At 38.0% G+C, this 20430-nt stretch carries 17 protein-coding genes; 1 reads left to right on the forward strand and 16 read right to left on the reverse strand.

Annotated elements, in window-relative coordinates; all coding sequences use genetic code 11:
- Window positions 1-6: 6 nt before the first annotated feature.
- The 15 genes from cas4 to mvk form a co-directional block, all read right to left on the reverse strand.
- Window positions 7-507: a CRISPR-associated protein Cas4 gene (gene cas4, locus GMB86_RS04990; protein WP_230459003.1), complete on the reverse strand. Its 501-nt coding sequence runs from the start codon at window positions 505-507 to the stop codon at window positions 7-9.
- Window positions 504-3020, reverse strand: a complete 2517-nt coding sequence (gene cas3, locus GMB86_RS04995; RefSeq protein WP_155217432.1) for a CRISPR-associated helicase Cas3' — start codon at window positions 3018-3020, stop codon at window positions 504-506. Before cas3 ends, cas4 begins: the two co-directional genes overlap by 4 nt.
- A gap of 33 nt (window positions 3021-3053) precedes the next feature.
- A complete protein-coding gene (gene cas5b, locus GMB86_RS05000) occupies window positions 3054-3824 on the reverse strand; it encodes a type I-B CRISPR-associated protein Cas5b (RefSeq protein ID WP_155217434.1) in 771 nt (256 codons plus the stop codon).
- 14 nt (window positions 3825-3838) lie between these two features.
- Window positions 3839-4789 carry a type I CRISPR-associated protein Cas7 gene (locus tag GMB86_RS05005; protein WP_155217436.1) on the reverse strand — a complete coding sequence of 317 codons (951 nt, stop codon included), beginning with the start codon at window positions 4787-4789 and terminating at the stop codon, window positions 3839-3841.
- Window positions 4790-4791: 2 nt separating this feature from the next.
- On the reverse strand, window positions 4792-6681 hold the full coding sequence (locus GMB86_RS05010) for a hypothetical protein (RefSeq protein WP_155217438.1): 1890 nt from the start codon (window positions 6679-6681) through the stop codon (window positions 4792-4794).
- Window positions 6682-6696: 15 nt separating this feature from the next.
- A complete protein-coding gene (locus tag GMB86_RS05015; protein ID WP_155217440.1) occupies window positions 6697-7401 on the reverse strand; it encodes a CRISPR-associated endoribonuclease Cas6 in 705 nt (234 codons plus the stop codon).
- A 1001-nt stretch (window positions 7402-8402) separates the two neighbouring features.
- Window positions 8403-9623: an MFS transporter gene (locus GMB86_RS05020; protein WP_329602770.1), complete on the reverse strand. Its 1221-nt coding sequence runs from the start codon at window positions 9621-9623 to the stop codon at window positions 8403-8405.
- Window positions 9624-10173: 550 nt separating this feature from the next.
- Complete coding sequence (gene uvrC, locus GMB86_RS05025) at window positions 10174-11244, reverse strand: excinuclease ABC subunit UvrC (protein WP_155217442.1); 1071 nt, start codon at window positions 11242-11244, stop codon at window positions 10174-10176.
- A 181-nt stretch (window positions 11245-11425) separates the two neighbouring features.
- Window positions 11426-12241 (reverse strand): ATP-binding protein, encoded by an 816-nt coding sequence (locus GMB86_RS05030; RefSeq protein ID WP_155217444.1) that lies wholly within the window; start codon window positions 12239-12241, stop codon window positions 11426-11428.
- Between the two features lie 392 nt (window positions 12242-12633).
- Window positions 12634-13986, reverse strand: coding sequence for a tripartite tricarboxylate transporter permease (locus GMB86_RS05035; RefSeq protein ID WP_155217446.1), 1353 nt, complete (start codon window positions 13984-13986; stop codon window positions 12634-12636).
- A gap of 3 nt (window positions 13987-13989) precedes the next feature.
- On the reverse strand, window positions 13990-14235 hold the full coding sequence (locus GMB86_RS05040; RefSeq protein ID WP_155217448.1) for a hypothetical protein: 246 nt from the start codon (window positions 14233-14235) through the stop codon (window positions 13990-13992).
- 64 nt (window positions 14236-14299) lie between these two features.
- The gene (fni, locus tag GMB86_RS05045) at window positions 14300-15361 is read right to left on the reverse strand and encodes a type 2 isopentenyl-diphosphate Delta-isomerase (protein WP_155217450.1); all 1062 of its coding nucleotides are present in this window, start codon (window positions 15359-15361) and stop codon (window positions 14300-14302) included.
- Between the two features lie 4 nt (window positions 15362-15365).
- Window positions 15366-16454 (reverse strand): phosphomevalonate kinase, encoded by a 1089-nt coding sequence (locus GMB86_RS05050; protein WP_329602760.1) that lies wholly within the window; start codon window positions 16452-16454, stop codon window positions 15366-15368.
- 13 nt (window positions 16455-16467) lie between these two features.
- On the reverse strand, window positions 16468-17448 hold the full coding sequence (gene mvaD / locus GMB86_RS05055) for a diphosphomevalonate decarboxylase (protein ID WP_329602771.1): 981 nt from the start codon (window positions 17446-17448) through the stop codon (window positions 16468-16470).
- A 48-nt stretch (window positions 17449-17496) separates the two neighbouring features.
- A complete protein-coding gene (gene mvk, locus GMB86_RS05060; RefSeq protein WP_155217454.1) occupies window positions 17497-18444 on the reverse strand; it encodes a mevalonate kinase in 948 nt (315 codons plus the stop codon).
- Window positions 18445-19045: 601 nt separating this feature from the next.
- Here mvk and GMB86_RS05065 point away from each other — a divergent pair.
- A complete protein-coding gene (locus GMB86_RS05065; RefSeq protein WP_155217456.1) occupies window positions 19046-19360 on the forward strand; it encodes a nitrous oxide-stimulated promoter family protein in 315 nt (104 codons plus the stop codon).
- 109 nt (window positions 19361-19469) lie between these two features.
- Here the strand turns inward: GMB86_RS05065 and GMB86_RS05070 are convergent, their stop codons facing one another.
- Complete coding sequence (locus GMB86_RS05070; protein ID WP_155217458.1) at window positions 19470-20375, reverse strand: NAD(P)/FAD-dependent oxidoreductase; 906 nt, start codon at window positions 20373-20375, stop codon at window positions 19470-19472.
- Window positions 20376-20430 lie beyond the last annotated feature (55 nt).

The following is a 20430-nucleotide window of genomic DNA, read 5'->3' on the forward strand; positions in this document are numbered from 1 at the left end:
TGTTAATTAAATATAACAATACTCATAATAAGCACACTTCTTACATTTTGTTTTATGAATAGGTTTTGGCGGTACCGACTCCTCAATTAATTCATGAATATCAATAATTAATTGTTTTATTTGATTTATAATATCTTGACTTAACTCAACATAATAGATTTTATGATCCTTCTTTTTCTTTTCTATAACTTCAATTCTTCCTTTACGCTTAATACCCTTTTGTTTTAGAACATACAAATAAAATAATGTCTGCCACTTTACCGCTTCCAAGTCTGCATCTGATTTTTTGATTTCAACTAAATATTCTGGTGTAAGTTTATCTATCTTTATGCTTTCAATAGCTACCTCTTTCTTTTTTGCTTTTTCTGCTTTTAATGCATGTAAAATCCGTCCTATCCGAACATCTTCACTGTTATCTTCCAAATTTACTCTATTAGAAAATAACCAACATTGACGACGACAATGAAAGTAGTAGTTAACCATTGTTCCTGTTATTTTAGGATTCAAAAAAATTCACTCCCGCTGTCTTGTTCATATTTATTTCTATCAAATTTGTAATATCCTGTATTTTTATCTTTTTTCATGTATCTGCTACCACTTGAAATATAATAAATATTTCCTATACATTCATCTGAATAGAGCGGTATTTCCCCAGGCTTTAAATATAATGTATATGTAAAATAACTAATCTCTACTTGTTTTTGCGATAATTTAATTTTTTTCTCTGCATAGGATAGCTGATTATCCCATATTAAATATTTATAATCTTTCCAAAGTTTTTCACCATCAATAACTTTATCTTTAGTTTTTAATTTATATGGTAAATAAATGGTTACTGTAATTTGGTCTATTAATCTCATACTCGTTTCAACATCTTTGTAGCGTAAAGCTTTAAATTGAGAATATAAATTATCGTTACGATTCGGACGGAGCCACTCGAAAGCCATTTCATACAAGGGTTTGAAGTTTTTTTCTACTAATGCTTGCTGATATTCTGGTTTCATTAAATCATGTTCTAGTCGAGCATCTTTTTTATAAAGTACACTGGCGTCGGAATAATTAAAAAAATATGCCAATCCTTCTCTTTTACAAGATCGATTAATTCTTCCTAGAAATTGTTCTTCACTATCAAATAGAGAGATGTCCTTAAAACCGATATCCATATCAATATCTACACCTGCTTCAATAACTTGTGTGGCAACAACAATGATATCTTTAAGCGTAAAACTATTTTTTGTTTCACTGTTTAATTGGTCTATCATTTCTTTACGATAAAAATTGTTATCATCACCTGTCAGTTCAACAACTAGCTTGTCAGGATATTTTTCACAAAACTTGTCATAGAAATCACGTGCAACACTTCGATAAATAAACTCAAATAAATAACGTTTTGAACCTTGTTCATCAATAAATTCACAAAAACGATCAAACAATTCTTCTCTTGGTAAATGAAGCAACTCAAAATTCAAACGAACCCTTTCTTTGAATAGCGGGTGGTTAAAGTAGTAATCTCTATTTTTAATAAGATTGATAAAATGTTTTTCATCCGGTAGAAATTCGTCTATTCTTGGTAGTGTAGCTGACATAATAATGATTTTTAAGTTTAAACAATGGGCAAACTCACTCAAAAGCTCAGCTATTGCTGGCCACAACTCATTTTTATAGCTTTGTATTTCGTCAAGAACAATAACACTATTTGACAAATGTACAAGCCCTAAGTTAGCTTCTCGATTAGTACCAAAGAAATGATTAAATAGATTAACATGGGAAGTTAATATAAATGGATATTGAATCGTTTGATACTTCAATAACTCATTCTCATAGTCTACAGTTTCATCTATTTGTTTTTCTTTAGTCTTATTAATAATAGGCTCGATAGAATTAATAACTGATATTGGATATTTTTTTTGTAATTCTTGTGGATAAATACCGACAAGGGTATTTTTAGTTTGTTCGATCAGTGTATTAAATGGAAAAACGTAAATCATTTTTTGAAGTGTATTATCATTGTTCAGTAAAGAAAGTGCCAAATTGATAGAAGTATTTGTTTTTCCACTTCCTGTAGGGGCTTCTAAAAAAAAGAGATGATTATTAAGATTGTTTTGGAGATTTTCGTCAGCCTCTATAAATAAATCTGATCGCAGTTTATTTATCGGATCACCACTAAAACTACTTTTATTATTTTTATACCGTTGAATGGACTGATAAACGCTCGTTTCAGCATAGCAATTGAAAAGGGATACTTTGTCTTCTTTTTTAAGTGAAAAAATATCTACATCTTGGTTAGCCATAAAACTTTGAGTCGCAAAAAAGTCACAAGAAACAATACTGGAATAACAAAGCTTATTCAAAACAAAAACTGTAAATTCCGATAAATACCCATACACCTTTTTTTGTGTATTCCTTATTTTTTCAAGAGGAAACTGATCTAGAATTCGTTTTGTATGTTTATAATATCGTAATAACTCTGGATGATCTCGTAGTTTATCGTAAAAATTTTCTATTTCATTAATATAAGTCTTTTCTTCTTTATCATTACCGATTACATTTAATAACTGTGAATGGTGCCGAGAAATGCAATATGAGAAGCTAAAAGCGAAATATCGCAATATAAATATCTCTTTACGACTAAGGTTTAAGTTTTCAATTTCCCACCAAAAAAGATCCAAATATACGACAGCAGAAAGCATAGAATGATTGGTATCGTAATAATTAAATCCTTGAACTATTTTATTCTTTAGTTTTTTTAATTGAAAATTTGGATTGATTTTCCCTATATCATGCAAATATATTGCTTGAACGAACATGTTATAAATATATTCTTTTACCGTCTCGTTTAAGTAATCCTCTTTAAAAGTTATCCGACTTATCGTTTGTTTAATAATTGGATTTAGATGTTTTTCTTTCTCCAACTTTTGAAAATAAAATAGTGTTTTTTGCGAGTGTTGAAACAATGTTTCCTTACGACCATTTTTAGTGTGAGCAAGCAAATCGTCCAAGTGGTTAATGTATTGTTTCAATACAACACCCCCTCTCTATTACAGCTTTGGAAATTAAATTAAAGCTAAAGTCCGATCTTCAGCTTGGTAAATAATTGTATCAGAATTAATTGATTCAATAACTTTATTGGTATAACCCATTGATTTGAACTTATAATAATTTAGTTCTGGATCTAGCTGATAAGGCATCATTTCCTCAAAGTAGTAAAAGGTTTCATTTTCTGGTGGATCAGCAAAATCATCATAGATGATTCCTTCTGGATAAAATAGTGAGTCTATTATCTCTACTCGTTCCTTCAATACACTTTCACAAAGACGAGGTTTTTCTATATTAGCAACGTGATCATTCTTACCTAAATACGGAATATAAGCAACTTCGTGGTTAATAATTGCTCTTTTAAGTTTATCGAAAATTTCAGTTTCAATTTTGTCATTATTAAACAAATAAATCGTCCAGTGAGGATTTTCTATCCATTGTTCTCTGACAATTAAATTTCCTCCTTCTTCATTACTTGCATAACCAACCGAGTTATTAAACACTTGAATCTTCTTAGAAAAATAACCCCGATCGCCATGAGGAACAATAGCGAGATCTAAATCTCTTAGATATTTATAAAATTCAGGATATTGATTAGTTATATTTTTCCCATTTCGATCAATCGAAACTTTTTGTTGGGTATAGCCGCCGTAACCTAACATGGCACCTAACAAACCCATTAGTGCAATTTTATGGATATGGGAATAAGTAAAATAAATTTTGCTATTCACATCTGGTTTTTTAAAAAACGCCGTTTTTCCTTTTAATTCAAAGGCGATTGTTTCCAAGAAAAATCACCTCTTTAAACTAATTCTTTTGTAAATATATTTTTTAACATGAAGTTTTCTGCATTTACAACCTCAACGTGATAAGGATCATAAAATACTTCAACTTGTTCAATTTGTTCAGTAAAAGGTTTTATGAGTGCATCTAATTTTTCTAAATCTATAACATTTTTATTATCCATTTTTTGATAATCAATATAATTATCTAGTTGTGGTAAATAAAGGTGGGAACCTTCTTTACATGTAATAAATAAGCTGAATTCATTTGAGCAACCAGATTTACTGTTGGTATTAAGAGCAGTAGCAGCCACTAAAGCAGCGTCTTTAAATTTATGATAGGCCTCTTCTGTATAGCCTTCAAATCCATCAACCAGACCAATATATTGATCATAATGATTTGGATTGACTGAGAATGGGTAAAAATAATGAGCTTCATTACTAACTACTTTTTTACCAATTGAAGCAGCATCTTTTTGCTCTGAACTTTCAGGAGTTTCTTTTTTAGAATTACGAAACGGTGAAAGGATATCTTGAATTTCTGTTTTTGAATCCTCAAGTCTATTAATCCCTTGACCAATTTGAACGATCCCCGTCAAGCCAATATTTTGTCCCTCAACAGCAAATGTTGCACCGAAATTCAAAACATCAATAGCTGAAAATAGATTTGAAAGTACTTTTTCAGATTCATCTTTCTTTTTCACTTCTTCATTAAATATATATTGATAACGTTCTGTTAGATCTCGTGGAATAAATTTTTTAGACGACTTTCCGATGGTGTAGGATTTTATATAGAGCACCTTTTCTTCATTTTGCTCCCAATAATGCTTAATTGCATATTTTAGAGCTTTATCGCTTCCAAATACATGTCCACTTGACGTCGACTTTGGTCTTCCGGTAAAATCAGCATTCCAATTTGCCATGTAACTTGCTACACCTATGATCCCATATACACGTTGATTAAATTTCATAGTTATTTTTCCTCCTTATTTTTCTTAAAAAATAGATTTTCAGAAAGCAGACCAGCTAATAATAACTCTTTATTTATAGGTGATACTTTTGTGCTAGGTTGATAACCCATTACTGCTGCAAAACTGTAATTAAATCGATAATTACTATGATAGATACGATAAGAATATAAGCTTCTTAGTTCTTCAAGTCTCTCTTTCATTTTATCTACCTTCTCAAATGCTAATAAAACTGGATTATATAAATCATGAGTCATATTAGCTGATTCACTTTGAGAGGCTAGATAATAGGTAAGTTGCCCTACAAGATAATAAAATTGATTATCGCTTTGAATTTTAAACAGTTCTTTATTATCTAAAACTTCATTTGTTACGTTATACAATTCTGATAATTGATCCATTACATCTTTTCCTTTCATATCGCCTATTTTTTCGTTAAGAAAATCTAACAATCCCAAACGAAGATAATATGATTGCAAGATGGCTTTCATATTATTACCTTCGAATTGCATTAAAAGTTCGTTTATGATTTGCCAAGTCATACGATTTACCATTGGCTTTAGCGTCAATACTGTACCTTTATTTAATAAATCAAACCAGGCTTGTCTACTTTGAAGAAATATTGACTGCAGTGTCGGCGTCATAAAATCATTAACTTCGACCTCTTTAGTCAACCAATTTCCATTCATTTGTTTTTTAAAAAAACATCTATTAATATAATGATAAAGTTCTTCACGATCGGTAATATTATAGTCTAATTCTTTATACTCTTTTTCCTCTTTATTATATTCAACCATTTTTATAGGTATATTTATCTTTTGCTGAGCTGGATTAAAAGGTACATTTTCAAAATAAACAACACTTGTATCAGCATCTAAAGTCAAGTGATACATTCCTTCTTTATCGTCATCATTAAATTTGAATAATTTATTATAAGGATACATTTGTACTTTGAATTTCCCTTGACTTTCTAGCCATTTATAAAGGTCTTTTCTAGCAATGGCTTCGTTAACGGATATTCTTAAAGGTACTTCTGCTTGCATTGTTTTGAGTTTTAAAAAAGGTTTCTTGCTATTGACTGTAATATCTCCGGAAGGTAAACCGACAATATTAGAGCCATCAATGGCACTAAATTGATTAACAGTAAATATTCTTGGAATTAAATAAAGTTGGTTTTCAAGTTGGTAATCTTCAAGAGGAGCTTCAAAAAAAATTTTGACATAATTTTTGTAGGGATGTTTTTGTTTAATATCTTTAAGCCATTTCATAAGATGATCTATATTTGTTATTAGAAAATCTTTAATTTGGCAATTTCTAGCCTTTCTTTCCTTATTCGTTATGGCTGAAACTAGCTGAGGGTAATTTTCTGAAAAAAACTGGTCTCGTTTTAATAATTGTATCTCTTTATCTTTTTTCATACGTGCAGTAATTGGGTATAAATCTAAAAATTTTTCATCAGAAGTATCTATCTTTTCATAAAATTGTTTGATGTGTTCCTTTAATTGCTCTGGAAACAAAACCTTTTTCAACTCGGCATTTGTCATTTCTTCTTCCGATTTACTGAACAAGAAAGTCTGCTCTTTCATAAAAAAAGCCAAAGGTGTACTACTGTGAATTTTCCGGGCAGGTAAATCTATCATCTTATTACTATCATCAAACAAAACACTGCTATAATAATCTAATTCTCTAAATTTCTCTTTTAATGATTTATTGACATATGTATCATCTTTGTCAATTATCGTAAAACGCTCTATAATATTTGATAAGTTTTGTTCCCAAGTTTGTCGATAATCTAGAAGTAGATATATTCCTTCTTTTAGTTTATACTGATCTAAAATAATAGATTTGTCCTCTTCAACAGCCGCAAGAAATTTCTTTGTTAAATCCACAATCAAGTTTCTCACCTCCTATTAATATGTAAAGTTAGCAAAGACAAAACCACAGCCAAGTATGGAATTTTTTTCATTTATACCACAATTTACTGCTATTTGAGCTAACTTTTGAGAACCTTCATCTTCACTTACTTGAATTTTCACCTTGTTTCCAAGCATAGACATATTTTTATATCTTATTTTTATTGGCTTTTTATTAAGTATTTTAATGTATCTAATAAATGGAAAGCCAAATTCCACATTTTGATCGATAAAATATTTATACTTTTTTTCTAAATTTCCTTGTATTGTATTGATTAAGAGCGAGATATTAGAGTTAGGTAAGAATGGCTGATTGTTTTTTAATGTCAAAATAGTAGGGTTTATGGTATATAACTCGGAGATGTGCTTCTGAGGTGAGGTTTTTATTTCTGTGGCGATTACTTTAATAAAAGGACTATTTAATTTGGTTATACATACTTTAATTTTTTTAAGAAGACTTAACGAAATAGCACGTATACGCCAAACATAGATCTGACCTGATTTGTACACTCCTTGTTCTCCTAGCGGATAAAAATTAGAAAAGACATACCCCTTATAAATTCTTTCTTTAGCATGCAGTGCTTTTAATTCAGGATCCTTTAACATTGCTTCACTGATAAAGCCGCCTATTTTTTCTTGACTTTCACTAAAATGACAATCCTTTTTTAATAATGATGTTATGATTAGTTCGTTTGTATTCAACTATCATTCCTTCTTTCGAATATATTTCATTTTAACGAGTCATTTTAATGGTTTTTTTAATTATATTACTATATTTCTAAAGTGTCAATACTTTCAGACTATTAAATTTTGACTATTTACATCTGATGTTAAGGTTCAAGTAATGAATAAAATTTGGCTAATATTTTTCATTTTAAATTTAAATACATTTCTGTTACGGTTATATTATTTTAAAATTATTAGTTATAATCACACCAATGTTATTATTCACAGGCAAATCCCTACGTTTATCATAACTTAACAAACCTAGTTCTGTCGACCCATGAGATTTTTTTACATTCTACTAGACAATAGATTAGCATTGAATTAAATTTTGGCCTACCACCAACAATGTAGACTGTCCCCCATTAAATCTTGCTATTCTTATTATTAAATTCTCAAAGAGCTGTATGCTCAAACATCTAATCTACGTATATACTCTTATCATCAGTCCAATAAAAATATACTTCCGTTGTTTCCTCACCTAGTGTCGTACTCGCCCATTCGAATTGCTCTTTCATTGCTATTAACAAGCTTTTGATTTATTTTAAAATCGGTCTGATTGATGTTAACGTCCCCATATCTTTTTTATAAAGATAAATTGAAACTGATCACAAACTACAAAGACTAAATCTAAAAGTTCATGATACATTTTTCCTTTTGGATCCTTTACTAATACCAACGTACTATCTTCCCCTTCAATCATGTTACAAAAGATTTTATAACTTGTACCATATGAAGTGATCTAGATTTGTAAAATTATTCTGTTTAACTTGTCTATTGATTTCTGCACCGGTATTCGTTTCCGCGGGTGATCAGACGCTCCTTGACGCTTTGTTCCTGCGGGGGTCTCACTTGACTCACTTTTCCCGCAAGAAGTTTCACATACCGGCTCTAATCAAGTGTCTACATCAACAATTAGCTTTACAGAGCCTTTTAGATAAGAATGATTCTAACAAGTCTTACTTTTTATCAATTAATCTTCATCGTACTTCTAATTTATTATCATTAGGCAGAAATACAGCCAAAATCCCTATGAGTGGAAGTAACGATATACCAATCATGGTTGGTCTTAATCCAATACTGTCAATGAGTGAACCGAGCGCAACCGAACCAATCGCCCCCATTCCAAAAGCCAAACCAACTGTCAAGCCTGACATCGTCCCTACCTTGCCTGGGATGAGTTCTTGCGCGTAAACAACTGTAACAGAGAAATTGGACATAAGGATCAGGCCAATGACAGCTAGAATAATGAAGGCAAGATGCGGTCCTACGAACGGGAGAAGCAGGGCAAGCGGTGCAGCTGCTAATAATGAAAATAAGATGACATTCCGTTTACCGAACCGGTCCGCTAGCGGTCCACCTAAAAAAGTGCCGACAGCCCCCATAAAGAGAAAAGCAAAAATGTAAGATTGAGATTGAGCAATGGTTAAACCATATTTTTTTATCGCATAAAAGGTATAAAAGTTTGAGATCGCGCTTCCATACCAAGAACGAGCAAAAATAAGAAATATAATAATGAGTAGTGCGAGAATGATAGATTTCGTGACAGGGCGATGTTCTTGAACTTTTTTCTTTGATTTCATCATTTGAGTGGTTAACAAACGATTGGAATACCATTTAGCAATATAAACTAAAAATAAAACAGCCAAAGCTGCGACAATAGTAAACCACACGGCTCCAAATTGACCTAATGGAACGAGGACAAGTGCAGTAATCACGGGTGCTAATGCCTGACCGGAATTTCCGCCAACTTGGTAAATCGATTGGGCTAATCCTCTTCGACTTCCTGCAGCCATATAGGCTACTCGAGATCCTTCGGGATGAAATACTGCGGAACCAAGTCCAATAAATACAACGCTTATAATAATAGTAAAAAATGAATTCGCAAATGCTAAACCTAAGATACCAAGCAAGCTACTCATTAATCCAACAGGTAAAGCAAATGGCATGGGATGTTTATCTGAATACCAGCCGATAACGGGCTGCATAACGGATGACACCATGTTTAATGTAAAAGCAATCAACCCAAGCTGCGTAAAGGTTAGTCCCATCGATTTTTCTAGAATTGGGAACATCGCTGTTGTAACAGATTGAAGGGTATCATTTAATAGATGACAAAGACCAATAATAAATAATATACTATAAATTGTTCCAGTCTCTTTTTGAAAAGACTGTGGTTGCTTATGTACGGATGTTGTTATCGAACCCACGTCCTTCTTCCTTCCTTTTTAAATTTCTCCATTTAAAGTTTCTTCCAATTATCATATTATTATAAGAACCTTAATTCAAGTTCTAATTGAAGACGTTCTTAAAGATATTTAGTTTATTCGAAAAAGATTTCATCGTATAGAGTCATTCATTCACATAAAGAAAAACTACCTATGCTTAGGTAGTTCAATATACAGGCTGTTAATATGGATAATGCGGAAAGGCATGAACATCTTAGATCAGGGAATTCTCAACATGTTTCGTCGAAAACGCGGTTTTTAATAAACCGTTATAGACTTTAATCATTTAAAAGACTAGTTTTGATAAATATTAATGAAGTTAGTGCTTATAACATGAAGTGTAGATTTACCGAAATGTCGCTAAAATAATGAAAAAATACTAGAGAACAAGAAGCACAAGGCCAAATGCTGCGTGTGATTATCACTAAAAACCATGGAGACCATGTAATTATGGAGTACGTTTCCTTCTAAATTATATTAATATTCATGACCAGTCAGCCTTGACAGCGCGTATGCGTCTCGGTTACGGGGCCAAAGAGCGCTTATTTTGCAGCTGCACGCGCGCATTCTTAGTGGCGAGCGCCACTATTTTCTTTTTCTGCCCGCGCTTTGGCTGAATGCAGTGTGTTTGCAAAATTTTCTGTACGGCATGTCCACTGACGGTCTCCGGCAAAAGTACTTCTCTTGGCTTAGTATGACAGTTGGGCTGATAAAAACGCTCGAGATAGGCCAGCAGCTCCGTCTCCGGTTTCTCGGACACTGGAAAGATCGATCTTCGTCCCTCAAGCATCTTCCCATGGCGGATGAAGAACACTTGAACGCACATCCAGCCATTTTGAATGGCATATCCGAATACGTCACGATCAGCGAAATCCATTGTATTGATACTTTGCTTCTCCATCGTCGCTTCAATAGCTGAAATCAAATCGCGGTATTTCTTTGCCGATTCAAAATTCATTTCTTTTGCAGCTTGATCCATTTTCTCCGTTAATTCACGCTTACTATTCTTAAACCCACCATTAAAGAAATCCATGATTTGTCGGATCACGCGGCGGTATTCCGATTCGCTCACCGATCGTGCGCAGCAGCCGATGCACTGTCCGATCTGATAATCAAGGCAAGGCCTTTTGGTATTCAGCAGGCATTTTCTCAGCGGATAGAGTCGGTCAAGCAGCCTCTTGGTTTGATAAGCGGCGTGCACATTAGGAAAAGGACCGAAGTATATCCCTTTATCCTTTTTAATCTCATGCGTCATAATTAGTCTCGGATGCCGTTCAGCAGTAATCTTGATAAATGGATAGCTTTTATCATCTTTCAGCAAAATATTGTATTTCGGGCGGTACTTCTTGATGAGATTCATTTCAAGAATGAGCGCATCGACATTTGATGCCGTAAGGATATAGGTAAAATCCGCGATTTGCTTGACAAGCTGTGCAGTCTTTCGATCGTGTGTGCGGGTAAAATAAGAAGAAACGCGTCTTTTTAAAATTTTTGCCTTGCCAACGTAGATGATTGTTCCCCGCCGGTCCTTCATGAGATAACAGCCGGGCTGCTCGGGGAGAACGGAACATTTTGCTTTGATTCTTTGATTCATTAAATTCACCTTCGTCCTTGCTTCCAGATAATCGTTTGGTATGAACAGGAAGGTAACAGCTGCAGCTCAAGAATACTACGATAAGAATGGCACTGATGACCGCAAGAGTTATCAATCTATCAAGACCAACGATAAGATCATTAAAACCGAAAATATTTCTTTAAAAGGGAATCAATGCCTTTTACTTAAGGGGGGCATCTTCGATCAAGTGCTTTAAGCGATGACTATAATCAGCTTCCATTAATAAGAGATCTTGCTTTGACATATTCTCAAGCAGTCGATCCATAATCTTTGTACCATATGCCTGTTCGATTTCAGAAATTGTCATATTTGTGGTCACTAGCAGACTCTTTGATAATCGTGCATTCAACAGAGAAAACAACAACTCTCTCGTCCACGACGTCATTCCTTCTGATCCTGCATCATCGAGGATGACTAAGTCTGCTTCGAAAATTAACCGCATAAGTTCCGATTCCGTCAGCTTGCTTTCTCTTGACCAAGTAGATCTAACCATCTGTTTTAATGCGGTCGCTTCAATAAACAAACAAGCTTTATTGAAACGATTCGCCAGTACTTTGCCAATAGCAACAGCGAGATGGGATTTTCCAACACCCGGTTCACCATATAAGATCATACGTGCTTGTTGATGATGCACCACTTTTTTTATAAATTCTGCTGCCTTTTTAACGGCATGACTTTGTGTGTCATTTTCAGGTAAAAAGTTTTCAAGTGTTGCGTCTTTTAGTGCATCATTGATTGTTGACTGACTCCAATAATACTGAGGACGCTTTTTTTGGACTGACGCCACCGCCTGTCTTGATAACGTACAATCGCACGGTTCTGTGAGAGTCATCCATTGCCCCTTTTTAGGACCGCCTATCAAGGGCATTCTGTACACGTTCCGTTTCTTGCCGCAACGTTCACAATTCTTTTCCTTGACGAATTGGCGTTCAAGATTTATGCTCGTGGCATTTAATATGTCTGAAATTTTTTTCATTACCTCACCAGCTTTTTCATCATTGGTTTTGTTCTTTCTCCTTCCGCGGAAAACGGGAGCACTGCGGCACTATTCAACATCTTTGTGATTCAGACAACCTGTTCACGACACCTGTAGCAACAAAAAAGCCAACGGAAAGCCAATTCAAATAGCGAAGCGGCAGATGCGAAAATTCATGATTTTCCTTCATAAGATGCACAACCAGGCGTTCGGCTCGTCACGTCACGGTGTGCGTCAAATGAAGTGAAGCGGTAAGCGAACCCGCCCGGTAAAAGTACAATCTTTTGACCGTTCCACCGTGACAAAATTCATCATTTGGCAAAAAAAGGCAGCTTGAAAGTGAGTCGTCTTTTCATTTTACGTGCTGGACAAATGAGTAGTTTGCTTTGCTGTTACCCAAATAATCCAACCAGCCACGGGGCTGCATATAAAGTCATAAATAAAATTCCGTAGTTCACGCCCCACCGGTGCAGCATTCCCGCAACCAAACCGATCAGAAGCACGCCGCCGATATTGATCCAGCCTGCATCCATATAAGCAAGCAAAAGAACGAAGCCACAAAACAAGCCAAGTATCGCCTCATGAGGAATATGTTTAAACACAAAGGCGCAAATTGACTGAGCATATTTGACGGTTATCACATAGGTCATGATGATTGCGATGCCTGCACCAATCACAGTAGCCCAAATAAAATCACCCGTCGTTAAAAGATGATGCATATTACGAGTTGCCGTAAAAACCGGCGGCGCATCGAATAACGCATGCGCAGGTCCAATCGCAACAGGGGATAAGGGAATCCCCAAGGCGATGAGCGGGATGAGGGTCCCCGAGATATACGTTGCATTCGCTAAAGCGTTCATCGTTACAATCGCAAGCGATGATCGCTCAACCGGGTTCTTTCTGCGCCTTGCGAAGAGTTCGCCGAGAAATATCGTCACCCCGACCGGACTCAGTATAAATGTGAAGCAGCTTATCAGGGAAGCCACTCCGCTCGTGACCCATTCACGTTTATTAACGATTTTAAATGGATTCAACCATTTCCATTCAAAACGGTCTTTCTTTAAGACAATCGTTCGCGGTTCCGCATGTATCATGGACTCCCTTTTTTCCTTATCCAGCAGTTCAAATAACGTCAGTATCACCGGTCCGATTGTAATCCCTAAAAAGAAAGAAATAAAAACAGTCGTCCCCCTGGGAATAGCTTCAACTCCCCAGTATAAATGACGCATGCCTTCAATCAAAAGCGCAAAAGGCAAAATAGATGCAAGCGCCAACGCTTTGTTTTTACTGAGCAACGCAAGTACAATGGCGCCGATAAAAAAAAGCGGGTTGGCATAGGCCTGGATTAAATGGGCAAAGGGAATTAAGCTGCTGGCTAAGAGCAAGCTGACTGGAACGCTGACCAATACCCCGATCAGCGAACCCGCAGCCATTTTGCGCAGCGACTGACCAGCTAATCCGTACTTTTTCAAGAGCTGGGCATGTTCCACCATCGGACTCGTCATAACACCGCCGGGTATACCGGCAACCGCTGCTGGGACGGCATCCATCAAATTGTTGGCAATAATAGCCGAAATAAAGAAACACAGAATAATAATCGGTTGAACACCTGCAAGTACCAAAATTAGCGTCACAGGCACCAACACAGCCGTTTCATCCGTCCCTGGAATAATCCCAATAATCGTATAAATCATTGCCGCGGCAATTGCCGCACCGATCATCTCGGCAATAAGAACTAAATCCATTTATTACCTCTCGCTTTCATTCTCCTCAAAAGTCCGTTTTGGTTTAATAATGAACGAACTGAGGATGAATCCGGTAACTGCTCCGATTAAACCAAATAATAACGGCATAGGCGGATCATCAGGTGCTGCAAAATAGCCGCCCAATGTTGTCAAACTATTTATGATGATGGCAAGAATCAAATCCCTGATCCGCACAACATCATCCCAGATTTCAATGGTATCCGACTGATCTCTTCTTTGTAATGTCATCGTTTCTGACTCCTTTCTTCAAAAGTCTTTGACTCTCTCGAATTACTCGGTTAAAAACAATGCTTTAGCTGATCCTTTGTGAACGCGTGGCCATCTCTTCTGGCTTTGGACCTCTAAGTCTGGCCCATTGATCGGGCGTCCCGCTGAGAATCAGATCTGTCCGACGCAATTCATCCAGACTTGCACAACCAAGAAGCAACATAATCTCATTCATTTGCTGCTTCCATTCTTCGATGAGTGTAATTAGTCCCTCGCTACCGCTCGAAAGCGCAGTATGCAGAAAAATTCCGGAAACACCAATCGCACGTGCGCCGAGCGCAAGACCTTTAAGGGCATCAAGTGGGTGACGCACACCGCCAGATGCAAAAAAAGTTGCTTGGTCCAAATACGGCTGTGCTTCGAGCATTGAGATCACGGTCGATTGTCCCCAATCCTGTAAGTAATCAAAGCGCGCTCGGTCGCGGCGTTGATTTTCGATCGTGATAAAATTAGTACCGCCTTTACCCGCCACGTCAATGATTTGTACACCTGCATCAATGAGCCTTCGAAAAGTTGCACGGCTCATCCCGAACCCCACTTCTTTAACAACAACCGGCAGGTCGATGGAATGGGCGATTCTTTCCAGATTTTTCAGCCAGGACGAAAAGTCTCGATCTCCTTCTGGCATCACAACTTCTTGAGAGGCATTTAAATGGACTTGAAGACCATTCGCATCCAACATATCAATAGCCTGCTTTGCTGCCTCTTCATCCAATTCAGCTCCAATATTTGCAAAAATAAATCCGTTTGGATTCACTTGGCGCAGCACACGAAAGGTATCATGCAGTGCCGGATCTTTTAAAGCCGCTTTCTGTGAGCCCGATGCGATGGCAATACCGGTTGCAGCAGCCGCGTGAGCCAACGATTCATTGATCTTTTTTGTTTTCTCACTTCCCCCGGTCATTCCGTTAATGAAAAAAGGAGACGACCAAGTGCCAAACGGCAGCGTCGTCAAACTGTCAACTTTTGACAAACTCAACTCTGGAAGCGAATTGTGGACGAATCGAACGGAATCAAAATCATTTGTTTGATGCGTCTGGTAGGTTTTCTCGAACAGTCGAACATGCTGATCTTTACGTGATTCCATCTCCCTAGCTTCCTTTCATTTCGTATTTCTTATCACATACATGGAGCTCCAGAGGCACAATTCCTGCCTTCTTCCATGCCTCTTTGATCGCACTGGCATCGGTTTTGCGATCAACAAGTACAATACCGCAATCTCCACCGCCAGCTCCCGACGATTTAGCCGCTCCGCCATATTTTTCAGCAATTGTACACAGTTCATATAATTTTTCTGTTTCGATCGAGAGACCAAAAAGTGAAGAAAATCGAGATAAAATCCTGCGATTTTCCCGAACCCCACTGAGTATGTCCTTTGGCCGCTGCGTTAAAAAGCCTGCGATCATTTGGTCAACACATGTTTTGCTTTGCTTCAGAAAATCCAGATAGGCGTCCTCCCTGCCCTTTCTTTCCTGTTCCACTTGACTCACAAGCTGGGGCGTCGAGGACGGTGTCCCAGTCCAGCCGACAAGCAGATGCAGAGCAGACGGAAGCACAAGCTGTTGCACCGAGAGTCCCAGCCAATTTAGATGAAGCAGCTTGAGCCAATCCCTTTCTGATTGGAGGAGCTGCTTTAACCACATTCGATCGAACGAAGTGTACGCGATCCATCCACCATAAACACAGGCAGCAACATCTCCGCATGAGCCGTTTTCTTGAATGGTTAAATGAGACAATGCTGCTAATTTGAATACGATGCTCTGATCCACCTTTATTCCATAAAAGGCAAGCAGGGCACGAACGGTTGCAACCGTAACCGCAGCACTTGATCCCAGTCCATATTTTTTGCCGTTTCTATGCGCCAGCTCGCTGCTGATCGTCAATTGATAAACTGTAAGCTTTTTGCCAATGGCTTGTATGTAGCTTTCTGTATGTTCGATCGCTGATAGAACGAATCGAAACGGATGCTTTTGGTCAGAAACAAGCAAATGATTTTTCTCGCGCTTCCAGCTGGTGGCTTGATCCGACGATCGAATACGTCCGACCTTCTCAGTTTGACTGATTGTGACTGAAACAAATTGATCGACTGCAGCAATGATTGCCGGATACCCCGGTTCAGTCACTGCATATTCTCCTGCTATATAGAGCTTTCCAGGTGCTTTCTGAATAAAAGATGACACGTCTGTTTCTCCTTTAATGAATAGGATCCTCTAGAAACTGAACACCCGGACCGGGCTCGGCAGTTATTAATGCTTCTAAAGGGAAAAAGTCGGATAGATCGTCTAGAATCTGATCCACATGTTCTACTGAACAAATCAGTTTGACATTGGGACCGGCGTCAATCGTAAAATAGCACGGGATTCCCTGCTCACGTAGATGGGCAGCACGCCGCATCACGGTCAATGTACCCTCCTCCCAGTAGGTGAAAGGGGGAGTCGCAGCCAGCATTGTGGCATGCATCTTCAGCGCATTTGCTTCGGCTATTTCCCCAATCATCTCCAGATCGTGATGATGAATAGCCTGCTCCATCCTACCGAGATCCTTTTCTGCTTCCTTCATCCAAATCGGGTAAAAAGGTGATGTCTGGACGGTCCTCTTCATTCCTAAACGGCTGGATATCTTTTTTTTCTGCCGATTGACAGCAACAACCACAAGACGAATCCCCCAGTTTGCTGGATCGATTGGAACAGCATAAGAGTCTTCATCCTTTGTGCCTTTCATCCACTTAACAAAGCCGCCGTAAATTGAACGTGAAGCGGATCCCGATCCGCGCCGCGCGAGCCGTGAAAGTGCAACTCCGGAGCAGTCCAATCCATAAGCCCGAGCAGCAGATGCTGCCAGGGCTGCAAACCCTGACGCTGAAGATGCAAAGCCTGAGGCGACTGGGACGTGGTTGTTGGTTACGATCAGCGCGTATGTCCGATTTCCTGATTGATCCCGGACTTGATTCATAAATCGGATGATTTTTTCAGCAGAATGACCACTTAACACTTTTCCATCCATTATTATTTCATCACACGATAAACTCTGCTGCAGTGTAACACGGGTTTCTGTATAAAAAGCGTTGAGCGTCAATGATAAACTGCTGTTCATCGGCAAAATGAGTTGTTCATCCTTTTTACCCCAATACTTTATGAGGGCAATATTCGTATATGCGCGTGCGGCAGCCTGCACAGTGTTCACCTTCTTTCTCTTGGCATAGGCCAGTGAGTTTATCTGAAGTTATGCACTCATTTCATCGCCAAATGGCTGAATCCACGTTTGATGCGCTCCGGCACGCATCAGTTTTGCTGCGAGGTGTTTGGCTGTATGCTCATTTGGAGCCAGTGCAATCATGCAGCCGCCGCAGCCGCCTCCAGTCATTTTTGCCCCGATGGCTCCGCCGGTCATTGCAATGTGTACCAGCTGGTCTACAAAAGGATGACTGACGCCAAGCTCACGCAGAAGATGATGGGCATCCAGAAGGATACGGCCGAATTGCTCTTCTTTTGCCGATTCAAGTGCCTTGCGGGCATGCGAAGCGAGAAAACCTAACTTTTCGATTTTGCTTTGAACACTCAACCCCTGTGTCCAGCGCTGTTTTAACGCAGCAACCGCTTTTTTAGTCTCACCTTTGATCCCGGTGTCAGCAATGACCAAGCAGGATCGAAGAGTTTGCTTAATCCACTCGGGTCCTTTCTCTCTGGTGAAATATATCGGACGGCTGCCACTAGCTGCAGTCGCATCAAGCCCACTCGGATTACCATGACAACATTTCTCTGAGATGCCGACTAGCCTAAGCAAAGTCTTTTGATCCAGAGGTGTTTTAAAATAATCGAAAAGACTGCGTACGACTGATATAGCAATGGCAGCACTCGATCCCATCCCCCGTTCAACTGGAATCGTACTGTCAATAGATACAGCTATGTTTTCTTCAGGCTTATGCAAGACCTGCAATGTCACCGGAATAATTTTCTTCAATCCAGCAATTTTATCCGGACTTTCACTTAAAATACCATCATAGAAGGCACAATGCAGCTGAATAGCTCCCTGGCATCCAGTCGTTTCCGTAACTGCGCGTGCTGCGGGAACGGGCATCGCAATCGCTGGCTGACCGTAAACCACAGAATGTTCGCCGATCAGGATTACTTTGCTGCTACTTGTCCCAATACCAACATCTATTTTCGTCATCTTTACGTACCAACTCTCAATAACAAATCTTTCGTTATATTTAAAATGATTATTGATAATTTACGAACACAATCAACCAATCAGAAATCCATAATCTTGGGGAATTGCTCAACCCATCAAAAATCTATGCTTTTTTGTCAAAGATTTGCAACCTGTTCAAAATTGATCCAAACAATTATCGTTCGGAACTCTTTATATTTTACTGATAATGATTATCATTTTCAAGTTTTATATTCGGGTTTCATCATTCCTTAAACGGATTCTGGTTTTTATCACAAATCTCTAAAGCCAGAAAATTTAGTAACGATCCCTGTGCATTAGGTTCGAAATAGCGAATCGAATTAGTCGAGTGAACATGTTTCAGCGAGATGAAACATCGGAAAATCAAATGGGAACACTCGCACCGCCTATTCGAGACTCCCGCCTTCACTTAGTTACGAGGGGAAACTTATAAAAAAATGAAGCCAAGGACGACATTTTCTATGGTTGAGTCTGTCCGAAGTCGTGATCTTTATCATTCCGTATAACACTTTCCTGTATTACTATTGAAGGTGTGGTGGACAATGATTCAAGTCATTTTACTCAAAGAAGGTGATGTGTCATGCCAAGAAAAACCAATGATGGACCGGTCATTCAGATGGAGAAAGAAACCATCACGAAAATGATTGAGATTTATTGCCGTAAGAAGCATCATCGTCAAGCGTTGTGCGACGACTGCCACAACTTAAAGAACTATGCGCTGACGCGGCTTTCTTATTGCCCATTTGGCGAAAAGAAAAGTGCCTGTTCCAACTGCAAGATTCACTGTTACCGTCCGGAATACCGTAGGAAAATAAAAACGGTGATGCGCTACGCCGGTATGTGGATGTTGCTTTATCATCCCGTTTTTTCAATCAAACATTTGCTCAAGAGATGAGAAAGATTATTGTGTCCTTCATTGTCACCTAGCGTCCTGACACAGAAGAAATCTTGTTGACTGGAAAGTCCAAACCTTGGTGCCTGTTTTCTCAACATGATCCAAGATTTTACCCATTCCTTTCTCCCATCAACCATTTATGAATCCAAATGGCGGCCTGTGATCCATCTCCCATAGCAATGGTCACTTGTTCTGAATGAGCGACGACGTCTCCAGCAGCCCAAACGCCAGGAATATTGGTCATTTTTGTTCTAGGATTGACTAGAATGTGTTTGTTTTCTAGAATCTCGACGCCTAATTGTTTAGCCAAATCCGATTTCACTTCATTTCCTCCAAAAGCAACAAATGCATGCTCCCCGGCTATTTTTTGACCATTTGTTAAAATGACAGCTTTTAATTTCGATTCATCAGCTTCTACCTCTTGAACCGGAGACTCTATGTATTGAATACGTTGACTGTGAAGTTTGTCCATTATCGTCTCACTTACCTTTTTTTGCTCGTGATTAATATAAATAAGGTCCTTTGTCCAATAAGTGAGTATTAACGCCATATTTGCACCGACATTTCCTGAACCAATCACCAATGTTGGCTTATCTTTCACTTCATAACCGTCACAATCCGGGCAAATATAGACACTTATTCCTAAGCAGGAGAACAAATTAGGGATGTGAGGAATGCGATCCATAACACCTGTAGCTATTAATACCGTTTGACCTAAAATCATGCTATTTGATTCAGTCTGTATTTCAAAATGATCTTTATTTTTTTCCGCTTTGACAGCCTTGTCATTTAAAAATTCTACTCCCAAATTTTTGGCTTGTTCGGTTCCAATATTTCGAAGTTCTTGACCACTGACTCCATCCGGATACCCTAAAACATTATGATAGCTCTTGCATAAAGTTGATCTTCCATCATTCGAATCGATAACCATCACACGATGTTTGTATCTTCCTAATTGGATAGCCGCTTGCATTCCAGCAATGCCGCCTCCGATAATAATGCAATCGTAGATCATTTTTAACCACCTTACTTTATTTTTTGCTTAAAAAACATGTTATTTAAAAGGATGC

The organism is Terrilactibacillus tamarindi, from assembly GCF_009718825.1.
In the GTDB taxonomy this organism is placed as follows: domain Bacteria; phylum Bacillota; class Bacilli; order Bacillales; family Sporolactobacillaceae; genus Terrilactibacillus; species Terrilactibacillus tamarindi.